The organism is Enterobacter sp. Cy-643 (assembly GCF_011752815.1).
In the GTDB taxonomy this organism is placed as follows: Bacteria; Pseudomonadota; Gammaproteobacteria; order Enterobacterales; family Enterobacteriaceae; genus Cedecea.
Genome location: NZ_VWWV01000003.1, coordinates 67,316 through 85,911 on the forward strand (window position 1 = coordinate 67,316; position 18,596 = coordinate 85,911).

13 protein-coding genes are annotated in these 18,596 nt (G+C 54.4%); 3 read left to right on the forward strand and 10 right to left on the reverse strand.

All coding sequences use genetic code 11. The features are described 5' to 3' along the window. Window positions 1-28: 28 nt before the first annotated feature. The 3 genes from F3J29_RS13385 to F3J29_RS13395 all read right to left on the reverse strand — a co-directional run bounded on the left by F3J29_RS13385 (window position 29) and on the right by F3J29_RS13395 (window position 2,270). On the reverse strand, window positions 29-460 hold the full coding sequence (locus F3J29_RS13385; RefSeq protein ID WP_166866780.1) for a PTS sugar transporter subunit IIA: 432 nt from the start codon (window positions 458-460) through the stop codon (window positions 29-31). 116 nt (window positions 461-576) lie between these two features. Beyond that, window positions 577-1,347 (reverse strand): ABC transporter permease, encoded by a 771-nt coding sequence (locus tag F3J29_RS13390; RefSeq protein ID WP_166866782.1) that lies wholly within the window; start codon window positions 1,345-1,347, stop codon window positions 577-579. Continuing rightward, a complete protein-coding gene (locus F3J29_RS13395) occupies window positions 1,344-2,270 on the reverse strand; it encodes an ABC transporter ATP-binding protein (RefSeq protein WP_008461839.1) in 927 nt (308 codons plus the stop codon). Before F3J29_RS13395 ends, F3J29_RS13390 begins: the two co-directional genes overlap by 4 nt. A 97-nt stretch (window positions 2,271-2,367) precedes the next feature. On the opposite strand from F3J29_RS13395, the gene can reads away from it, so the two are divergent. Further along, window positions 2,368-3,048 (forward strand): carbonate dehydratase, encoded by a 681-nt coding sequence (gene can / locus F3J29_RS13400; RefSeq protein ID WP_008461838.1) that lies wholly within the window; start codon window positions 2,368-2,370, stop codon window positions 3,046-3,048. Between the two features lie 63 nt (window positions 3,049-3,111). On the opposite strand, the gene hpt is transcribed toward can, so the two are convergent. Next, complete coding sequence (hpt, locus tag F3J29_RS13405) at window positions 3,112-3,648, reverse strand: hypoxanthine phosphoribosyltransferase (RefSeq protein WP_008461837.1); 537 nt, start codon at window positions 3,646-3,648, stop codon at window positions 3,112-3,114. A gap of 181 nt (window positions 3,649-3,829) precedes the next feature. On the opposite strand from hpt, the gene F3J29_RS13410 reads away from it, so the two are divergent. Then, entirely contained in the window at window positions 3,830-6,235 is a 2,406-nt protein-coding gene (locus F3J29_RS13410; RefSeq protein WP_166866783.1) for a glucose/quinate/shikimate family membrane-bound PQQ-dependent dehydrogenase, read from the forward strand. Between the two features lie 36 nt (window positions 6,236-6,271). Here the strand turns inward: F3J29_RS13410 and cueO are convergent, their stop codons facing one another. Then, the gene (cueO, locus tag F3J29_RS13415) at window positions 6,272-7,864 is read right to left on the reverse strand and encodes a multicopper oxidase CueO (RefSeq protein WP_166866785.1); all 1,593 of its coding nucleotides are present in this window, start codon (window positions 7,862-7,864) and stop codon (window positions 6,272-6,274) included. A 144-nt stretch (window positions 7,865-8,008) separates the two neighbouring features. On the opposite strand from cueO, the gene F3J29_RS13420 reads away from it, so the two are divergent. Next, window positions 8,009-8,356 (forward strand): YacC family pilotin-like protein, encoded by a 348-nt coding sequence (locus F3J29_RS13420; protein WP_008461833.1) that lies wholly within the window; start codon window positions 8,009-8,011, stop codon window positions 8,354-8,356. Between the two features lie 91 nt (window positions 8,357-8,447). Here F3J29_RS13420 and yacL read toward each other — a convergent pair whose 3' ends face one another. The 5 genes from yacL to aceE form a co-directional block, all read right to left on the reverse strand. Beyond that, the gene (gene yacL, locus F3J29_RS13425) at window positions 8,448-8,810 is read right to left on the reverse strand and encodes a protein YacL (RefSeq protein WP_166866787.1); all 363 of its coding nucleotides are present in this window, start codon (window positions 8,808-8,810) and stop codon (window positions 8,448-8,450) included. Window positions 8,811-9,020: 210 nt separating this feature from the next. After that, window positions 9,021-11,618 (reverse strand): bifunctional aconitate hydratase 2/2-methylisocitrate dehydratase, encoded by a 2,598-nt coding sequence (gene acnB, locus F3J29_RS13430; protein WP_166866789.1) that lies wholly within the window; start codon window positions 11,616-11,618, stop codon window positions 9,021-9,023. A 782-nt stretch (window positions 11,619-12,400) separates the two neighbouring features. Beyond that, a complete protein-coding gene (lpdA, locus tag F3J29_RS13435; RefSeq protein WP_008461828.1) occupies window positions 12,401-13,825 on the reverse strand; it encodes a dihydrolipoyl dehydrogenase in 1,425 nt (474 codons plus the stop codon). A gap of 175 nt (window positions 13,826-14,000) precedes the next feature. Further along, window positions 14,001-15,890: a pyruvate dehydrogenase complex dihydrolipoyllysine-residue acetyltransferase gene (gene aceF / locus F3J29_RS13440; protein WP_166866791.1), complete on the reverse strand. Its 1,890-nt coding sequence runs from the start codon at window positions 15,888-15,890 to the stop codon at window positions 14,001-14,003. A gap of 14 nt (window positions 15,891-15,904) precedes the next feature. Continuing rightward, entirely contained in the window at window positions 15,905-18,568 is a 2,664-nt protein-coding gene (aceE, locus tag F3J29_RS13445; protein WP_045781373.1) for a pyruvate dehydrogenase (acetyl-transferring), homodimeric type, read from the reverse strand. Window positions 18,569-18,596: the final 28 nt, after the last annotated feature.

An 18,596-nucleotide genomic window follows, 5' to 3' on the forward strand; every position in this document is an offset into this window, starting at 1 on the left:
GAATACCAACCCGAATAAATCGATACCCTTAATAACCGTGCAACAATACAAACGGCGGATTCTTTTGCTGCTGGTGCCAAAGGCTGGTCACCGCCTCACCACCCTGCTCCACAATAAGCTGTCGGAAAGCTTCGCTGGAGATATTTTCCCGCTGCTCCCGCATTGCTAAAAGCAGCGGCAGCGTTACCCCGGCGATAACTTCGCAATGCTCATGCTTATGGTTCATCAATGCCGCTGCACGGTAAGGTTCCGCCCCGCTAATATCTGTCAGAAAGATAACGCCGTCGCCCGAGTCACAGTGGTGAAGAGCGTCGCACATCATCCGGCTGAGCATATTGGTGCTTAACCCATGCCAGAAATTCACCGCACAGCACTGAGGCTGTTGGCCAAAACGCTGCTCGATAGCATCCAGTATCTTTTGCGCGTAGTCGTCGTGTCCGGCAATGACCCAGCCAAGCATAAAGTCTCTCCTGTTTATGGAGCGACAGTGTGCCAGAACGCTGAATAAGTAGCCTGATGCGTATCAATTTGGCGTAAGAAAAATCCCCCTAAAGAGGGGGATTTAAGAAGAGACTATTAGGTTCGCAGTCCGCGACCACGCTGGATGAGATACCAGCACAACAGATAAAACACGACGATAAAGATTGCCAGCACGCCGACGGTGGTCACCAAAGGCACATCTGAAATGCCCAGGAAACCAAAACGGAAGCCGCTAATCATGTAGACAATGGGGTTCAGGTGCGACAGCGCCTGCCAGAACGGCGGCAGCAGAGTCAGGGAATAAAACACCCCGCCCAAATAGGTCAGCGGCGTCAGCACGAAGGTCGGGATCAGGCTGATATCGTCGAACGTTTTGGCAAAGACGGCGTTCAGCAGACCGGCCAGCGAGAACAAAATAGCCGTCAGCACCAGCGTCAGCGCGACGAACAGCCAGGAATGCACCTGGAACGGGACGAAGAACAGCGACACTGCCGTGACCAGAATACCCACGCACAGGCCACGCGCTACGCCGCCGCCAACATAGCCCGCGATGATTACGTGCGTGGGTACCGGCGCTACCAGCAGCTCTTCGATATTGCGCTGGAACTTCGCGCTGAAGAACGAGGAAGCGACGTTGGCATAGGCGTTGGTGATCACCGCCATCATGATCAGGCCCGGCACGATGAACTGCATGTAGGTAAAGCCGTGCATTTCGCCGATACGCGAGCCAATCAGGTTACCGAAGATAATGAAATACAGGGTCATGGTGATGACCGGCGGAACCAGCGTCTGGATCCAGATACGGGCAAAGCGGTGAACCTCCTTGGTCCAGATGCTTTTCAGCGCCACCCAGTACAGCTGCATCATGCCTGATCCCCTTGTTTACCGTTTACCAGCGTCACGAACAACTCTTCGAGACGGTTAGCTTTGTTACGCATACTTTGCACCTGAATCCCCTGCGCGCTTAGCTGGCTAAACACGCTGTTAATCCCCTGCTCACGCAGAACTTCGACTTCCAGCGTGGACGTGTCCACCAGCCGATACTGGTAACCGTCGAGCTTAGGCAGTGGGCTTTTAGGGGCCAAATCCAGGATGAAAGTTTCCGATTTCAGTTTGGAAAGCAGGGACTTCATCGAGGTGTTTTCCACCAGCTCACCGCGCTGAATAATGCCGATATTGCGACACAGCATTTCGGCTTCTTCCAAGTAGTGGGTAGTCAGAATAATGGTAGTGCCTTTGTCGTTAAGATCTTTCAGGAAGCCCCACATAGAGCGGCGCAACTCAATGTCTACGCCTGCGGTGGGTTCATCCAGAATCAGTAGCTTAGGTTCGTGCATTAACGCACGGGCAATCATCAGGCGGCGCTTCATTCCTCCCGATAACATACGCGCACGTTCGTTACGTTTTTCCCACAGATCGAGCTGTTTTAAATACTTTTCGCTCCGGGCTATCGCTTCGCTGCGCTCAACGCCGTAGTAGCCAGCCTGATGCACAACTATCTGTTGCACCGTTTCAAACGGGTTAAAGTTGAATTCTTGGGGGACCAGGCCAAGCTGGCGTTTAGCGTTAACCACGTCTTTTTGCAGATCGTAGCCAAACACCCGCACGCGGCCGGAGGTTTTATTCACCAACGAACTGATGATACCGATGGTGGTGGACTTTCCCGCACCGTTAGGGCCGAGCAGCGCATAGAAATCGCCCGCCTCAACACGAAGATCTATGCCGCGCAGCGCCTGAACGCCACCGGGATAGGTTTTCGTTAACTGTTCCAGTTCCAATGCAATTGTCATGGGTATTCGCTTACCTTATTCGGTACTTGTTTATAAATTTGTTGAGTTACCCTATATTACCCCATCGCACTTCTCGGGTGACAGGCGTTAACCTCACATGAAAGACATTGATTCCCTTATCAGCAATAATGAACTTTGGTCAAAAATGCTGGTTGAGGAAGACCCCGGTTTCTTCGAAAGACTTGCCCAGGCACAAAAACCCCGCTTTCTCTGGATTGGCTGCTCCGACAGCCGTGTCCCCGCCGAACGACTTACCGGCCTGGAGCCAGGCGAACTCTTTGTTCACCGTAACGTGGCTAACCTGGTTGTTCATACCGATCTGAATTGCCTCTCCGTTGTGCAGTACGCCGTAGACGTCCTTGAAGTTGAGCACATTATTATTTGTGGTCACTACGGCTGCGGCGGCGTTCAGGCTGCGGTAGAAAATCCGGAGTTGGGCCTGATTAACAACTGGCTGCTGCACATTCGCGACCTGTGGTTCAAGCATAGTTCGCTCTTGGGGGAACTGGCACCGGAACAGCGGATGGATACACTCTGCGAACTGAACGTCATGGAGCAGGTCTACAACATCGGCCACTCCACTATCATGCAGTCTGCCTGGAAGCGCGGCCAGAAAGTCACGGTTCACGGCTGGGTCTACGGTATTCACGACGGCCGCCTGCGCGACCTTGAGGTGACGGCTACCAGCCGCGAGTCACTCGAGCAGGGTTACCGCAGCGGCATAGCCAACCTGAAGAATACCCACCATAGCCACCGGAATCGCGCAGCTTCGCAGTAATTCCACAAAAAGTGGATAGCAAAAAGGGCCTTTTAAGGCCCTTTTTTCGTTACACGACGTAGATTACTCGTCGAGCATGACCACTTTGCCAACGAATGGCAGATGGCGATAGCGCTGGGCATAGTCGATGCCGTAGCCAACCACGAATTCGTCCGGAATGGAGAAGCCGACGTATTCAACGTTGACGTTCACTTCGCGGCGGGTCGGTTTGTCCAGTAGCGTACAAATGGCCAGAGATTTTGGTTCGCGCAGGCTCAGGATCTCACGCACTTTGCTCAGGGTGTTACCGGAGTCAATAATGTCTTCCACGATAAGCACATCTTTCCCGCGGATGTCTTCGTCCAGATCTTTCAGGATCTTCACGTCGCGAGTGGTGGACATGCCGCTGCCGTAGCTTGATGCGGTCATAAAATCGACTTCATGGGAAACCTGAACTTCGCGGCACAGATCCGCCATAAACATAAATGACCCACGCAGCAGACCCACCAGCACCATGTCACTGCCGCTGTCGCGATAGTGTTCGGTGATTTGACGACCCAGCTCAGCGACACGGGCTTTGATCTCCGCTTCCGGGATCATCACTTCAACAGTATGTTTCATATCTCTAACCATATGATTTAAAAACAAATCATTTAATGCTGGTTCACCTGCAGCCAACACAAAATATTGAGGCGTGGAGTATACCAGCAAAACGCCTTCACATCCCCACTTCAAAAAAAAGCCATAAATGTGACAACCATCACACTTGTTAATAACTATAATTAAATGCTATCAAACCTTTATGAGTGTGATAATTGTGAATACAAATAAAACCGGATCGCAACTATTTGTGACCCTCTCAGCCCTCTTTGCCGTACTTTGCGGGCTCTATTTACTCTTTGGCGGGATATGGTTAGTGGCTATCGGCGGGTCGTGGTATTACCCGATCGCCGGCCTGGTGATGCTCGGCGTCGCCTGGCTGCTGTGGAAAAGCAAAGCCTCTGCGCTTTGGCTCTACGCGGCCCTGCTGCTATGTACGATGGCCTGGGGCGTCTGGGAAGTTGGCTTCGACTTCTGGGCGCTGACGCCGCGCTGCGACGTGCTGGTATTCTTCGGCGTCTGGCTCCTGCTGCCGTTTGTGTATCGCCGCCTGACGATCCCAGCCAGCGGCGCGGCAGCATCGCTGGTGGTTTCCCTGCTGATTACCGCCGTTGTGCTGGTCTGGGCGGGCTTTAGCGACCCGCAAGAGATCAACGGCACGCTGAATCTGGATAATGCCGCAGCTACCGCTGAGTCTTCCATTCCTGATGCCGACTGGCCAGCTTATGGCCGTAATCAGGAAGGGCAGCGTTTCTCTCCGCTCAAGCAGATCACCACGCAGAACGTGGGCCAGTTGAAGGAAGCCTGGCGTTTCCAGACCGGCGACGTGAAGCGTGCTACCGACCCGGGTGAAATCACCAACGAAGTCACCCCGATCAAAATCCGCGATATGCTTTACCTGTGTACCGCCCACCAGCAGCTATTTGCACTGGATGCCTCCACCGGGAAAGAAAAGTGGAAGTTTGACCCTCAATTAAATACCGATCCTTCCTTCCAGCATGTCACTTGCCGTGGGGTTTCTTACCACGAAGCGACCGCAGACAACGCCTCTCCTGACGTTGTGGCTGACTGTCCTCGCCGCATTCTTCTGCCGGTGAACGATGGCCGCCTGTTTGCGCTCAACGCCGATACCGGCAAGCTGTGTGAGAGCTTTGCGAACAAAGGTATTCTGAACCTGCAGACCAATCAGCCGGTGACCACGCCGGGCATGTACGAGCCGACTTCACCGCCTATCGTGACCGACAAGGTGATTGTGATTGCCGGCGCAGTGACCGACAACTTCTCTACCCGGGAGCCTTCAGGCGTCATCCGCGGTTTTGACGTTAATACCGGTAAACTGCTGTGGGCGTTTGACCCGGGCGCAAAAGATCCAAACGCTATCCCGGATGACGAGCATCATTACACACTTAACTCGCCGAACTCGTGGGCTCCGGCGGCATATGATGCAAAACTGGATTTGGTTTACCTACCGATGGGCGTAACCACGCCAGACATCTGGGGCGGCAACCGCACGCCTGAGCAGGAACGCTACGCCAGCAGCATCGTGGCGCTAAATGCCACAACCGGCAAACTGGCCTGGTCTTATCAGACCGTTCACCACGATTTGTGGGACATGGATATGCCTGCCCAGCCAACGCTGGCGGATATCACCGACAAAAACGGCAACAAGGTGCCGGTGGTGTACGCTCCGGCTAAAACTGGCAACATTTTTGTTCTGGACCGCCGCGACGGTAAATTAGTGGTACCAGCCCCGGAACAGCCTGTTCCGCAAGGTGCCGCCAAAGGCGACCATGTTTCCCCTACCCAGCCATTCTCCGAACTGACCTTCCGTCCGAAGAAAGATCTGAGCGGGGCGGATATGTGGGGCGCGACCATGTTTGATCAGTTGGTCTGCCGCGTGATGTTCCACAGCATGCGCTATGAAGGCATCTTTACCCCGCCTTCCGAAAAAGGGACGCTGGTGTTCCCGGGTAACCTGGGCATGTTCGAGTGGGGTGGGATCTCCGTTGACCCAAATAATCAGGTCGCGATGACCAACCCGATGGCGCTGCCGTTCGTGTCTAAGCTGATCCCACGCGGGCCAGGCAACCCAATGGAACCACCAAAAGATGCGAAAGGCTCAGGCACTGAATCCGGCGTTCAGCCGCAGTACGGCGTGCCGTATGGCGTCACGCTGAACCCGTTCCTGTCGCCGTTCGGCCTGCCGTGTAAACAGCCGGCATGGGGCTACATCTCCGGCGTTGATCTGAAAACCAACGAAATCGTGTGGAAGAAACGTATTGGTACCGTGGAAGACAGCATGCCGTTCCCAACCGGGATCCCGATGAAATTCCGCATGGGGATGCCAATGCTGGGCGGCCCAATCTCCACAGCCGGTAACGTCATGTTTATTGGTGCAACCGCAGATAACTACCTGCGCGCGTTTGATATGCGTGACGGGAAACAGCTGTGGGAAGCGCGTCTGCCAGCCGGTGGACAGGCTACGCCGATGACGTATGAAGTTAACGGTAAGCAGTATGTGGTGATTTCCGCAGGTGGCCACGGTTCCTTCGGTACGAAGATGGGGGATTATATTGTGGCGTACGCTCTGCCGGACGACGCAAAATAAAACATTGCGGGTGGCTCAGGCCACCCGCTCTTTCTTTTATGCGACGGTAAAACCGAGCATCATCCCGGTATCTTCATGTTCCAGCAGATGGCAGTGCGCCATATAGGCCGCTTCCTGTGGTGCAGCATGATCGAACTTCACCAGCACTTCGCTTCGCGCGCCTTCCACCTTCACCGTGTCTTTCCAGCCCTGACGATGCGCCGCCACCGGTTTGCCGTTTTCGGACAGGATACGGAACTGAGTACCGTGAATATGGAACGGGTGCAGCATCATGTCGCCTTCCCCGGATATCGTCCACTTCTCGTATTTCCCTTTTTGCGCAGCAAACGCCGGGGTCGCCATATCGAAAGCTTTGCCGTTGATTTTGTTGGCATTGTGGAAATCAAAGCCGTGGCTCATACCGCCGTGATTCATCTTCCCCATGCTGCCGTGGTCCATGTTCTTCATATTGCCATGACCCATAGCGCCCATGTCACCGTGGCCGTCCATCGACATGCCCGCCATCGCCTGCATGCCGTATTTGTCCATCAGCGCCTGCATGCCCATCATGTCGAGCATCGGATCCATCATCAGTTGCAGCCAGCGCTCGGTTACACCTTCCAGCGACGGGAGCGCAGGCACGCTGACCAGTTTGTCCGGCAACGTGCCAGAGGCTGCGATAATCAGCGGCTGGATGCGAACCACCGGAGCAGGTTTGTCGAAAGGTGCCACGGTCATGCCCATTTGCTTCACCGGCAGGGTGACAATATCAAAAGGCTTGCCGTCACGGGTATCGACCAGCACCTCGAACCGTTCCCCCATCAGAATTTCCAGCTCCGTGACTTTGACTGGCTCTGCCAGCAGTCCGCCGTCGCTGGCGATGACATAGAGCGGGCGATTGTCGCTGGCAGCAATGTTCAACGAGCGGGCATTACAGCCGTTAAGCAAACGCAGGCGCAGCCAGCCGCGCGGATTGGTGTGTTGGGGATAAACGACGCCGTTGCATAACAGCGTGTCGCCAAACCAGCCTACGGCCGCGCTCATGACATCTAGCTGGTAGTCAATCTCACCGTCTTTACCGAAACGCTTATCCTGGATAATCAGCGGAATATCATCGATACCCCACTGTTTCGGCAGCATCAGCTGGGCGCTTTCGTTATCTTCAATCAATACTAGGCCACCGAGCCCCATAGCCACCTGATGCCCGGTTTTGCCATGTTGATGCGGGTGGAACCAGCAGGTCGCCGCACGCTGCTGTGGCGTAAAGGTGATGCTGCGTTTTGCACCGCCGGCGATAACGCCCTGCGGGCCGCCATCGACTTCACCGCCGACCTCAAGCCCATGCCAGTGCAACGTGGTTTCTTCTGCCAGCCGATTATGAATATCGACCGTGACCGTCTCCCCTTGCGTTAACTTTAACGCCGGGCCAAGCAAAGCGCCGTTATAGCCCCAGGTTGTGGCAGGTTTCCCGGCAAAAACACTCTTTCCTGCGTTTACGGTGAGGCGAATGCTATTTTTAGCATCCGGGGCAAGCAAAGGTGGAACAGGCAACGCCGGACGATCGGCCGCCAGCGCGGCACGGCTCCAGAGCGGCAGCGCGCTGAAAGCCCCCAGAGCCGCGGTATATTTTAAAAAATTACGGCGATGCATAGTCAGTTCCTTTAGTTGGCATACTTGTCGGCGAGCATAAACCTTTCCCTAACGGTAAGGTCAAGTTTTAGGCTCATAATAAATATCGTCGACGCACATTTAACTGTGTTAACGTTTCGTATCTGAGAAAAAGTGGTAGACGTGATGAAGATGGGAGTTAGGGCGTTATTACTGGGCATTTTGCTGGCTTTTTCTACCAGCAGCCTGGCGCTGAGTGAATCTGAAGCAGAAGATATGGCCGATCTGACTGCGGTATTTGTGTTCTTAAAAAATGATTGTGGCTATCAAAACCTCCCTAACGGCCAGATCCGACGCGCTCTGGTGTTTTTTGCCCAACAAAATCAATGGGATCTCAGCAACTACGATAGCTGGAACATGAAAGCGTTGGGTGAAGACAGCTACAAAGACTTAAGCGGTATTGCCATCCCCACGGCAACAAAATGCAAATCTCTGGCGCGCGATTCCTTAAGCCTGCTGGCCTACGTTAAATAATGCGTACTCGCCGAGGCTGAAATAATGACCGTGTAACCACGGTCATTAGCGCTAAGACCAAACAGCATGCGGAGCTCACGGCACCTGCGATTTAGCGCTGCTGAAGAAATTCCCGATAAGCGTGTACCACCTGCAGGAAGTCCTCTACGCCACAAAAAGAAAGACTTTCTTCGTCGTAGTAGCTCATCCCCTCTTCCATCTCATCCCCGGAGATTTCCAGCTGGTTAGCGCGGACGATCACCTCTTCCTCGTCCAGCCACAGGGTGTATTCATGCCCGGCACGCTGCCACTGACGCTCGCTGCCTTTCACGGAAAGCACGGCCTGCTCGACTTCATCCAGAAGTGCCAGGTTCTCCCTTACTTCCTCATTAAACCAGTGGCCGACAACCTCGTGCCCCATTGACATACGCACCTTCACCACACCGGTGATGTCACGCAGAAATTCATAGTCCATCGCTGTTTCCTCTACATCGCGGGGAAAATCCTCACCCACGCCTATCGCTTAATTATCGCAGCAGAGAGGAAGAAAAAAAGCGTGGAAGGTGGGAGGAATGAAAATAAAAAGGTGAGAGCAAGACCCTGCGGTCTGATGCCCTCACCCCGCCCCTCTCCACGGGAGAGGGGGCAAACACTAAATACCGTCTCTTAAGAGACGGTTTGCCGTTTATACCGCGGTCTGGAAGATTACGCCGTCCGCTTTCTCGGTGTACTGAGACAGCTGATCAAAGTTCAGATAGCGGTAGGTATCCACGGCCGTTTTATCAACCTGGGTCATAAAGGTCTGATATTCGTCTGGCGTTGGTAGTTTGCCCAGCAGGGAAGCGACTGCCGCCAGCTCTGCGGACGCCAGGAAGACGTTCGCGCCGGTACCCAAACGGTTCGGGAAGTTACGGGTTGACGTCGACACAACCGTCGCTCCATCCGCCACACGAGCCTGGTTACCCATGCACAGGGAACAGCCTGGAATTTCAATACGGGCCCCGCTCTTACCGAACACGCTGTAATAGCCTTCTTCCGTCAGCTGAGCCGCGTCCATACGGGTTGGCGGCGCTACCCACAGGCGAGTTGGCAGCTGGCCTTTGTGGCTGTCCAGCAGTTTACCCGCCGCACGGAAGTGACCGATGTTGGTCATGCAGGAACCGATAAACACTTCGTCGATCTTCTCCCCGGCCACGTCGGACAGCAGACGAGCATCGTCCGGGTCGTTTGGCGCGCAGAGGATTGGCTCTTTGATATCGTTCAGATCGATGTCGATCACTGCCGCATATTCTGCATCAGCGTCGGCTTCCATCAACTGCGGATCTGCCAGCCATTTTTCCATGCCCTGAATACGGCGCTCAAGCGTACGACGGTCGCCGTAGCCTTCGGCAATCATCCACTTCAGCAGCACGATGTTGGAATTCAGGTACTCTTCGATCGGCTCGCGATCAAGCTTAATGGTGCAACCTGCGGCAGAACGCTCTGCGGAAGCATCGGTCAGCTCAAACGCTTGCTCAACTTTCAGCGTCGGCAGGCCTTCGATTTCCAGAATACGGCCAGAGAAGATGTTTTTCTTGCCTTTCTTCTCTACGGTCAGCAGGCCCTGTTTGATCGCGTACAGCGGGATCGCATGTACCAAATCACGCAGAGTAATACCCGGCTGCATTTCGCCTTTGAAGCGAACCAGCACGGACTCAGGCATATCCAGCGGCATAACGCCGGTCGCCGCAGCAAACGCCACCAGACCAGAACCCGCCGGGAAGGAAATCCCGATTGGGAAACGGGTATGGGAGTCACCGCCGGTACCAACGGTATCCGGCAGCAGCATGCGGTTCAGCCATGAGTGAATAACGCCATCGCCCGGACGCAGAGAGACGCCGCCACGGTTCATAATGAAGTCAGGCAGCGTGTGGTGAGTCGTCACGTCCACAGGCTTAGGATAAGCCGCGGTGTGGCAGAAGGACTGCATCACCAGATCCGCAGAGAAGCCAAGACAGGCAAGGTCTTTCAGCTCATCACGGGTCATTGGCCCGGTGGTGTCCTGTGAACCGACGGAAGTCATCTTCGGTTCGCAATAAGCGCCAGGGCGGATACCTTCCACGCCACAGGCGCGGCCAACCATTTTCTGAGCCAGCGAGTAACCACGGGTGCTGGCGGCAACGTCTTTCGCCTGAACGAATACGTCACTATGCGGCAAGCCCAGCGCTTCACGCGCTTTGGTCGTCAGGCCACGGCCGATGATCAGCGGAATACGGCCCCCGGCGCGGACTTCGTCCAGCAGCACGTCGGTTTTCAGTTCAAAGTTGGCGATCACCGCGTCGGTTTCGTGGTTACGCACTTCGCCTTTGTACGGGTAAATGTCGATCACATCGCCCATATTCAGATCGTTAACGTCAACTTCGATCGGTAGTGCGCCAGCGTCTTCCATGGTGTTGAAGAAGATGGGGGCGATTTTGCCGCCCAGCACAACGCCGCCGCCGCGCTTGTTCGGCACGTTCGGGATATCGTCGCCCATGAACCACAGCACGGAGTTGGTGGCAGATTTACGGGAAGAGCCGGTGCCCACAACATCGCCCACGTAGGCCAGCGGGAAACCTTTTTTTGCAAGCCGCTCAATCTGCTTGATCGGGCCAATCACGCCAGCCTGATCCGGCTCAATGCCTTCACGGGCGTTTTTCAGCATCGCCAGGGCGTGCAGCGGGATATCCGGGCGGGACCATGCGTCCGGGGCCGGGGACAGATCGTCGGTGTTGGTTTCACCGGTGACTTTAAAGACGGTAACGGTGATTTTCTCGGCCAGCTTAGGGCGAGACAGGAACCATTCGGCTTCGGACCAGGACTTAAGTACTTGCTGAGCGTAGGTGTTGCCCGCTTTGGCTTTCTCTTCTACGTCATAGAAGTTATCAAACATCAGCAGCGTGTGGGACAGCGCTTTGGCGGCAATCGGCGCCAGCTTTTCGTTATCCAGCGCGTCAATCAGCGGATGAATGTTGTAGCCACCCTGCATGGTGCCCAGCAGTTCAACGGCTTTTTCAGGGGAGATCAGCGGGGAAGTGGCATCGCCTGTGGCAATGGCAGCAAGGAAACCGGCTTTCACGTAGGCGGCTTCATCAACGCCCGGCGGTACACGGTTAGTAATCAGATCTAACAGGAATGCTTCTTCACCTGCTGGTGGGGTTTTCAGCAGCTCAACCAGTGCGGCCATTTGGGTGGCATCTAAGGGTTTTGGAACAATCCCTTCTGCGGCACGTTCAGCTACGTGCTTACGGTATTCTTCTAGCACGACGGTTCTCCTCGCTCTCATTGTCATTTGGCGCTACCGGATCTCTCTCTTCACGCTCCTGTGAGACAGCAGTTTGTAGGGTAAATGCCCGGTACCGCGTCGGGCAGCATAGCAGGATTTTCAGGGGGTGTTAATCTGTTTACAAAAAAGCAACATTAAAACGTTGCTGAATCGTTAAGGGGGAATAGATTACTTTTTGATATGACCTTCAGACACAAAAAAACCGCCTTTCGGCGGTTAGTTTGCCCTGACAAAGTGGTAGCACACGATGAAAGGAAATGTTTTGTGGCAAGCCCCAAACGCTGTCTATTCTGCATATGAAAATGAATCACAGCAAGATGAATTGTACTTTTTGCGTACAGCCTTATAAAAACAGCTGCAACTTACTGCAAATTAAAAATGATGATTCAGCGTTCAAGCGATCTACCGTAACGTTAAGTCTGGCCTGCTTCACTGGTGTAGCAGCCAGTCACCGGGCCTGGGAGCAGCTCAACCGCTCTACGTGGCAAGCCTCAAACACTTGCCTGATTCTGCCTTTCCCGGTGAAGAAGGAATCACCGTAGCCCAAAAGGGTATACTCGCAATGGAAATGCGTTTGCTGTACGCGCTGCTTCTGTTGTTAGGTTCGCTGCTTTCGCTGAGCCAGGGTGGCTGGAATATTTCAGACATTACCGTTCAGTTCGTTTTGAACCTGGGCAATTAAGCTACTGGCCGCTCGCAAGGGCGGCCTTTTACGGGCAAAAAAAACGGCCCCAAAGGGCCGCTTTATCAGACGCTGAAAGTTACTTTTTCTTCGCTTTCGCGTTTGGCAGGTCGGTGATGCTGCCTTCGAAGACTTCAGCCGCCAGGCCAACGGATTCGTGCAGCGTTGGGTGAGCGTGGATGGTGAGCGCGATGTCTTCTGCGTCACAGCCCATCTCGATAGCCAGACCGATTTCGCCCAGCAGCTCGCCGCCGTTGGTCCCGACAATCGCCCCACCGATAACGCGGTGAGTCTCTTTGTCGAAGATAAGCTTGGTCATGCCGTCTGCGCAATCGGAAGCGATAGCACGGCCAGAAGCAGCCCACGGGAAGGTGGCGGTTTCGTAGCTGATGCCTTTCTCTTTCGCTTCTTTCTCAGTCAGACCAACCCATGCAACTTCTGGCTCGGTGTAAGCGATAGATGGGATCACTTTCGGATCGAAGTAGTGCTTCATCCCGGCGATAACTTCTGCGGCAACGTGGCCTTCGTGAACACCTTTGTGTGCCAGCATTGGCTGACCGACGATGTCGCCGATAGCAAAGATGTGCGGTACGTTGGTGCGCAGCTGTTTATCCACGCGGATAAAGCCGCGGTCGTCCACTTCAACGCCGGCTTTGCCTGCATCGAGGTTTTTACCGTTCGGCACGCGGCCGATAGCCACCAGAACCGCGTCGTAACGCTGTGGTTCTGCAGGCGCTTTTTTGCCTTCCATGGAAACGTAGATGCCGTCTTCTTTCGCTTCAACGGCGGTCACTTTGGTTTCCAGCATCAGGTTGAATTTCTTGCTGATGCGCTTGGTGAAGACTTTCACGATGTCTTTGTCTGCAGCCGGGATAACCTGGTCGAACATTTCAACCACGTCAATGTCTGAACCCAGCGCATGGTATACGGTGCCCATTTCCAGACCGATGATACCGCCGCCCATTACCAGCAGGCGTTTAGGTACGGATTTCAGCTCCAGCGCATCTGTGGAATCCCACACGCGTGGATCTTCATGAGGAATGAACGGCAGCTCGATCGGACGGGAACCCGCCGCGATGATAGCGTTGTCGAAGTTGATCACGGTTTTACCGTTTTCGCCTTCCACTTCCAGGGTGTTAGCCCCGGTGAATTTACCCAGACCGTTTACCACTTTCACTTTACGGCCTTTGGCCATACCCGCCAGGCCGCCGGTCAGCTGAGTGATAACTTTCTCTTTCCAGGTACGAATTTTGTCGATATCGGTTTTCGGCTCACCGAAAACGATGCCGTGTTCGGCCAGTGCTTTTGCTTCTTCGATAACTTTAGCAACGTGCAGCAGCGCTTTAGAAGGGATACAGCCGACGTTCAGACAAACACCACCAAGGGTGCTGTAACGCTCTACGATGACGGTTTCCAGACCTAAATCCGCGGCGCGGAATGCTGCGGAGTAACCTGCCGGGCCTGCCCCAAGTACTACGACCTGAGTTTTGATTTCTGTGCTCATCATGACCTCTTAATTTATACCCGTCGTCCACCGGGTCGTTCTATCCGCCCGCAGTTTACAAAATTGTTAACAATTTTGAAACAACAAACGGCTCACGAATTGTCGCTTTCGCCAATAACCTCACAAACACCATGAGATTACCAGAAAAAAGCCGGCCGATTGGCCGGCTTTTCAATTACATCACCAGGCGGCGAATATCAGACAACATGTTGTTGATGATGGTGATGAAGCGAGCTCCATCAGCGCCGTCGATTACGCGGTGGTCGAAGGAAAGAGACATCGGCATCATCAGACGCGGCGTGAACTCTTTACCGTTCCAGACTGGCTCCATCGCAGACTTGGAGACACCCAGGATAGCCACTTCTGGCGCGTTAACGATCGGCGCGAAGTGAGTAGTCCCGATCCCGCCCAGGCTGGAGATGGTGAAGCAGCCGCCCTGCATTTCGCCAGCGGTCAGCTTGCCGTCGCGAGCTTTCTTGGAGATAGCCATCAGTTCGCGAGACAGCTCGGTGATGCTCTTCTTGTTCACGTCTTTGAAGACTGGAACAACCAGACCATTCGGGGTATCAACCGCCACACCGATGTTGATGTATTTTTTCAGCGTCAGCTTCTGGCCATCTTCGGACAGGGAGCTGTTGAAGCGAGGCATCTGCTCCAGCGCGGCCGCAACGGCTTTCATGATGAACACTACAGGAGTGAACTTCACGTCCAGCTTACGCTTAGCGGCTTCGTCGTTCTGCTGCTTACGGAACGCTTCCAGATCGGTGATATCGGTTTTGTCGAAGTGGGTAACGTGCGGGATCATCACCCAGTTACGGCTCAGGTTAGCACCAGAGATTTTCTGGATGCGGCCCATTTCCACTTCTTCGATTTCGCCGAACTTGCTGAAGTCAACTTTCGGCCATGGCAGCATGCCTGGCAGACCACCGCCGGTCGCAGCCGGAGCGGCTTCAGCGCGTTTAACAGCGTCTTTCACGTAAGCCTGAACGTCTTCACGCAGGATACGACCTTTACGGCCGGTGCCTTTCACTTTCGCCAGGTTAACGCCGAACTCGCGAGCCAGACGGCGGATCAGCGGAGTCGCATGAACGTACGCGTCGTTTTCAGCGAATTCAGATTTACCTTCTGCTTTAGCAGCAGGTGCAGCGGCTTTGGCTGCCGGGGCTGGTGCCGCAGCGGCTGGAGCTGGTGCTGCAGCAGTTGGAGCCGCAGCAGGTGCAGCGCCTTCTACTTCGAAGACCATGATCAGGGAACCGGTAGACACTTTGTCGCCGGTGCTGATTTTGATTTCTTTCACGGTGCCGGCGAATGGTGCAGGCACTTCCATGGAAGCTTTGTCGCCTTCTACGGTGATCAGTGACTGCTCAGCGGCAACTTTATCGCCCACTTTTACCATCACTTCAGTGACTTCAACTTCATCACCGCCGATGTCCGGGACGTTAACTTCTTTAGAGCCGGAAGCCGCAGGTGCTGCGGCAGCGGCCGGAGCAGCAGCCTGTGCCGGAGCGGCAGCAGGTGCGGCACCCGCCACTTCGAAGACCATGATCGGGGAACCGGTAGACACTTTGTCGCCGGTGCTGATTTTGATCTCTTTCACCACGCCCGCAAACGGCGCAGGGACTTCCATAGAAGCTTTGTCGCCTTCTACGGTGATCAGAGATTGTTCAGCGGCAACGGTGTCGCCCACTTTCACCATGATCTCGGTAACTTCTACTTCGTCACCGCCAATGTCTGGCACGTTAACGTCTTTCGCAGCGGCAGCAGCAGGCGCTGCGGCCGGAGCGGCTTCTTTCTTCTCTTCTGCCTTAGCAGGTGCAGCGGCTGCTGCACCTTCGGCGGAATCGAAAATCATGATCAGTTTGCCGGTCTCGGTTTTGTCGCCGACAGAGACTTTGATCTCTTTCACGACGCCAGCCTGTGGAGACGGAACTTCCATAGAGGCTTTATCGCCTTCTACAGTGATCAGCGACTGTTCAGCTTCAACTTTGTCGCCAACTTTGACCAGAATCTCGGTGATTTCAACTTCATCAGCGCCGATGTCTGGTACTTTGATTTCGATAGCCATTGTCTCTTTACCTCTTACGCCAGACGCGGGTTAACTTTTTCTGCATCGATGTTGAATTTAGTAATTGCGTCAGCAACCACTTTCTTATCGATTTCGCCACGTTTAGCCAGTTCGCCCAGGGCTGCTACGACCACGTAAGAAGCATCAACTTCGAAGTGGTGACGCAGGTTTTCGCGGCTGTCAGAACGACCGAAGCCGTCGGTGCCCAGGACGCGATAATCATCAGCTGGTACGTAAGTACGAACCTGCTCAGCAAACAGTTTCATATAGTCAGTAGAAGCAACCGCTGGCGCGTCGTTCATCACCTGAGCGATGTAAGGCACGCGCGGAGTTTCCATTGGGTGCAGCATGTTCCAGCGCTCACAATCCTGGCCATCACGTGCCAGTTCGGTGAAGGAAGTTACGCTGTACACGTCAGAGCCCACGCCGTAGTCGTTCGCCAGGATCTGTGCTGCTTCACGCACGTGACGCAGGATAGAACCGGAGCCCAGCAGCTGAACTTTACCTTTGCTACCTGCCACGGTTTCGAGTTTGTAGATACCTTTACGGATACCTTCCTCGGCACCTGCTGGCATAGCCGGCATGTGGTAGTTTTCGTTCAGGGTGGTGATGTAGTAGTAAATGTTCTCTTGCGCTTCACCGTACATACGGGTCAGACCGTCGTGCATGATGACAGCCACTTCGTACGCGTAAGACGGATCGTAAGAGATACAGTTAGGAATAGTCAGAGACTGAATGTGGCTGTGGCCATCTTCGTGCTGCAGACCTTCACCGTTCAGAGTCGTACGACCGGAAGTCCCGCCGACCAGGAAGCCGCGAGCCTGTTGGTCACCGGCCTGCCAGCACAGGTCACCGATACGCTGGAAACCGAACATAGAATAGTAGATGTAGAACGGAATCATCGGCAGGTTGTTGGTGCTGTAAGAGGTCGCAGCCGCCAGCCAGGATGCACCAGCACCCAGTTCGTTGATCCCTTCCTGCAGAATCTGGCCTTTCTCGTCTTCTTTATAGTATGCAACCTGCTCACGGTCCTGCGGGGTGTACTGCTGGCCGTTCGGGCTGTAGATACCGATCTGACGGAACAGACCTTCCATACCAAAGGTACGCGCTTCATCGGCGATGATTGGAACCAGACGGTCTTTGATAGACGGGTTCTTCAGCATCACGTTCAGGGCACGAACGAAGGCGATGGTGGTGGAGATCTCTTTGTTCTGCTCTTCCAGCAGCTGAGAGAAGTCTTCCAGCGCAGGCAGTTCCAGTTTTTCGGAGAAGTTAGGCTGGCGAGCAGGCAGATAGCCTTTCAGCGCCTGACGGCGTTCGTGCAGGTACTTGTGCTCTTCAGAGCCTTCAGGGAAGGTGATGTAAGACAGGTTTTCTACCTGCTCATCGGTCACTGGCACATTGAAACGGTCGCGGATGTAACGCACGCCGTCCATGTTCATTTTCTTCACCTGGTGAGCGATGTTTTTACCTTCTGCGGTATCGCCCATGCCGTAACCTTTGATGGTGTGGGCCAGGATAACGGTCGCTTTACCTTTGGTTTCCTGCGCTTTTTTCAGTGCAGCGTAGACTTTCTTCGGATCGTGACCGCCGCGGTTCAGGGCCCAGATCTGCTCATCAGTCCAGTCTGCAACCAGCGCTGCGGTTTCAGGGTATTTGCCGAAGAAGTGCTCACGAACATACGCACCGTCTTTGGATTTGAAGGTCTGGTAGTCGCCGTCAACGGTTTCGTTCATCAGCTGGATCAGTTTACCGCTGGTATCTTTACGCAGCAGCTCATCCCAACGACCGCCCCACATCACTTTGATCACGTTCCAGCCAGCACCGCTGAAGATGCCTTCCAGTTCGTTGATGATCTTGCCGTTACCGGTGACCGGACCATCCAGACGCTGCAGGTTACAGTTGATGATGAAGCACAGGTTGTCCAGCTTCTCACGGGTCGCGATGGTGATAGCGCCTTTAGATTCTGGCTCATCCATTTCACCGTCGCCCAAGAAGGCGTAAACGGTTTGCTCGGAGGTGTCTTTCAGGCCACGGTGTTCCAGATATTTCAGGAATTTAGCCTGGTAGATCGCACCGATTGGGCCCAGACCCATGGAAACGGTCGGGAACTGCCAGAATTCTGGCATCAGTTTAGGGTGCGGATAAGAAGACAGACCTTTACCGTGAACTTCCTGACGGAAATTGTTCATCTGCTCTTCGGTCAGGCGGCCTTCAAGGAAAGCACGTGCATAGATGCCCGGAGAGATGTGGCCCTGGAAGTACACCAGATCGCCGCCGTCTTTCTCGTTGGCTGCACGGAAGAAGTGGTTGAAGCACACTTCGTAAACGGTCGCAGAAGACTGGAAGGATGCCATGTGGCCACCCAGTTCCAGATCTTTCTTGGATGCGCGCAGAACGGTCATGATCGCGTTCCAGCGGATAGCAGAACGAATGCGGCGTTCCAGATCCAGATTGCCCGGGTATTCCGGTTCGTCTTCAACGGCAATGGTGTTCACATAGTTGCGAGCACCTGCAGAAGCAGCGACTTTCACGCCGCCTTTGCTGGCTTCGGACAGCAGCTGATCGATCAGATACTGTGCACGCTCAACACCTTCTTCACGGATAACCGATTCGATCGCCTGTAGCCAGTCGCGAGTTTCAATCGGATCCACGTCATTTGGGAAACGTTCTGACATGGGGGTATTCCTTATCTGTCTAATACGT

Bases quoted from the DNA above. Each gene is read 5' to 3' on its own strand.
- F3J29_RS13385 (WP_166866780.1), bottom strand. From the start codon at position 460: ATGCTTGGCTGGGTCATTGCCGGACACGACGACTACGCGCAAAAGATA.
- F3J29_RS13390 (WP_166866782.1), bottom strand. From the start codon at position 1,347: ATGATGCAGCTGTACTGGGTGGCGCTGAAAAGCATCTGGACCAAGGAG.
- F3J29_RS13395 (WP_008461839.1), bottom strand. From the start codon at position 2,270: ATGACAATTGCATTGGAACTGGAACAGTTAACGAAAACCTATCCCGGT.
- can (WP_008461838.1), top strand. From the start codon at position 2,368: ATGAAAGACATTGATTCCCTTATCAGCAATAATGAACTTTGGTCAAAA.
- hpt (WP_008461837.1), bottom strand. From the start codon at position 3,648: ATGAAACATACTGTTGAAGTGATGATCCCGGAAGCGGAGATCAAAGCC.
- F3J29_RS13410 (WP_166866783.1), top strand. From the start codon at position 3,830: ATGAGTGTGATAATTGTGAATACAAATAAAACCGGATCGCAACTATTT.
- cueO (WP_166866785.1), bottom strand. From the start codon at position 7,864: ATGCATCGCCGTAATTTTTTAAAATATACCGCGGCTCTGGGGGCTTTC.
- F3J29_RS13420 (WP_008461833.1), top strand. From the start codon at position 8,009: ATGAAGATGGGAGTTAGGGCGTTATTACTGGGCATTTTGCTGGCTTTT.
- yacL (WP_166866787.1), bottom strand. From the start codon at position 8,810: ATGGACTATGAATTTCTGCGTGACATCACCGGTGTGGTGAAGGTGCGT.
- lpdA (WP_008461828.1), bottom strand. From the start codon at position 13,825: ATGAGCACAGAAATCAAAACTCAGGTCGTAGTACTTGGGGCAGGCCCG.
- aceF (WP_166866791.1), bottom strand. From the start codon at position 15,890: ATGGCTATCGAAATCAAAGTACCAGACATCGGCGCTGATGAAGTTGAA.
- aceE (WP_045781373.1), bottom strand. From the start codon at position 18,568: ATGTCAGAACGTTTCCCAAATGACGTGGATCCGATTGAAACTCGCGAC.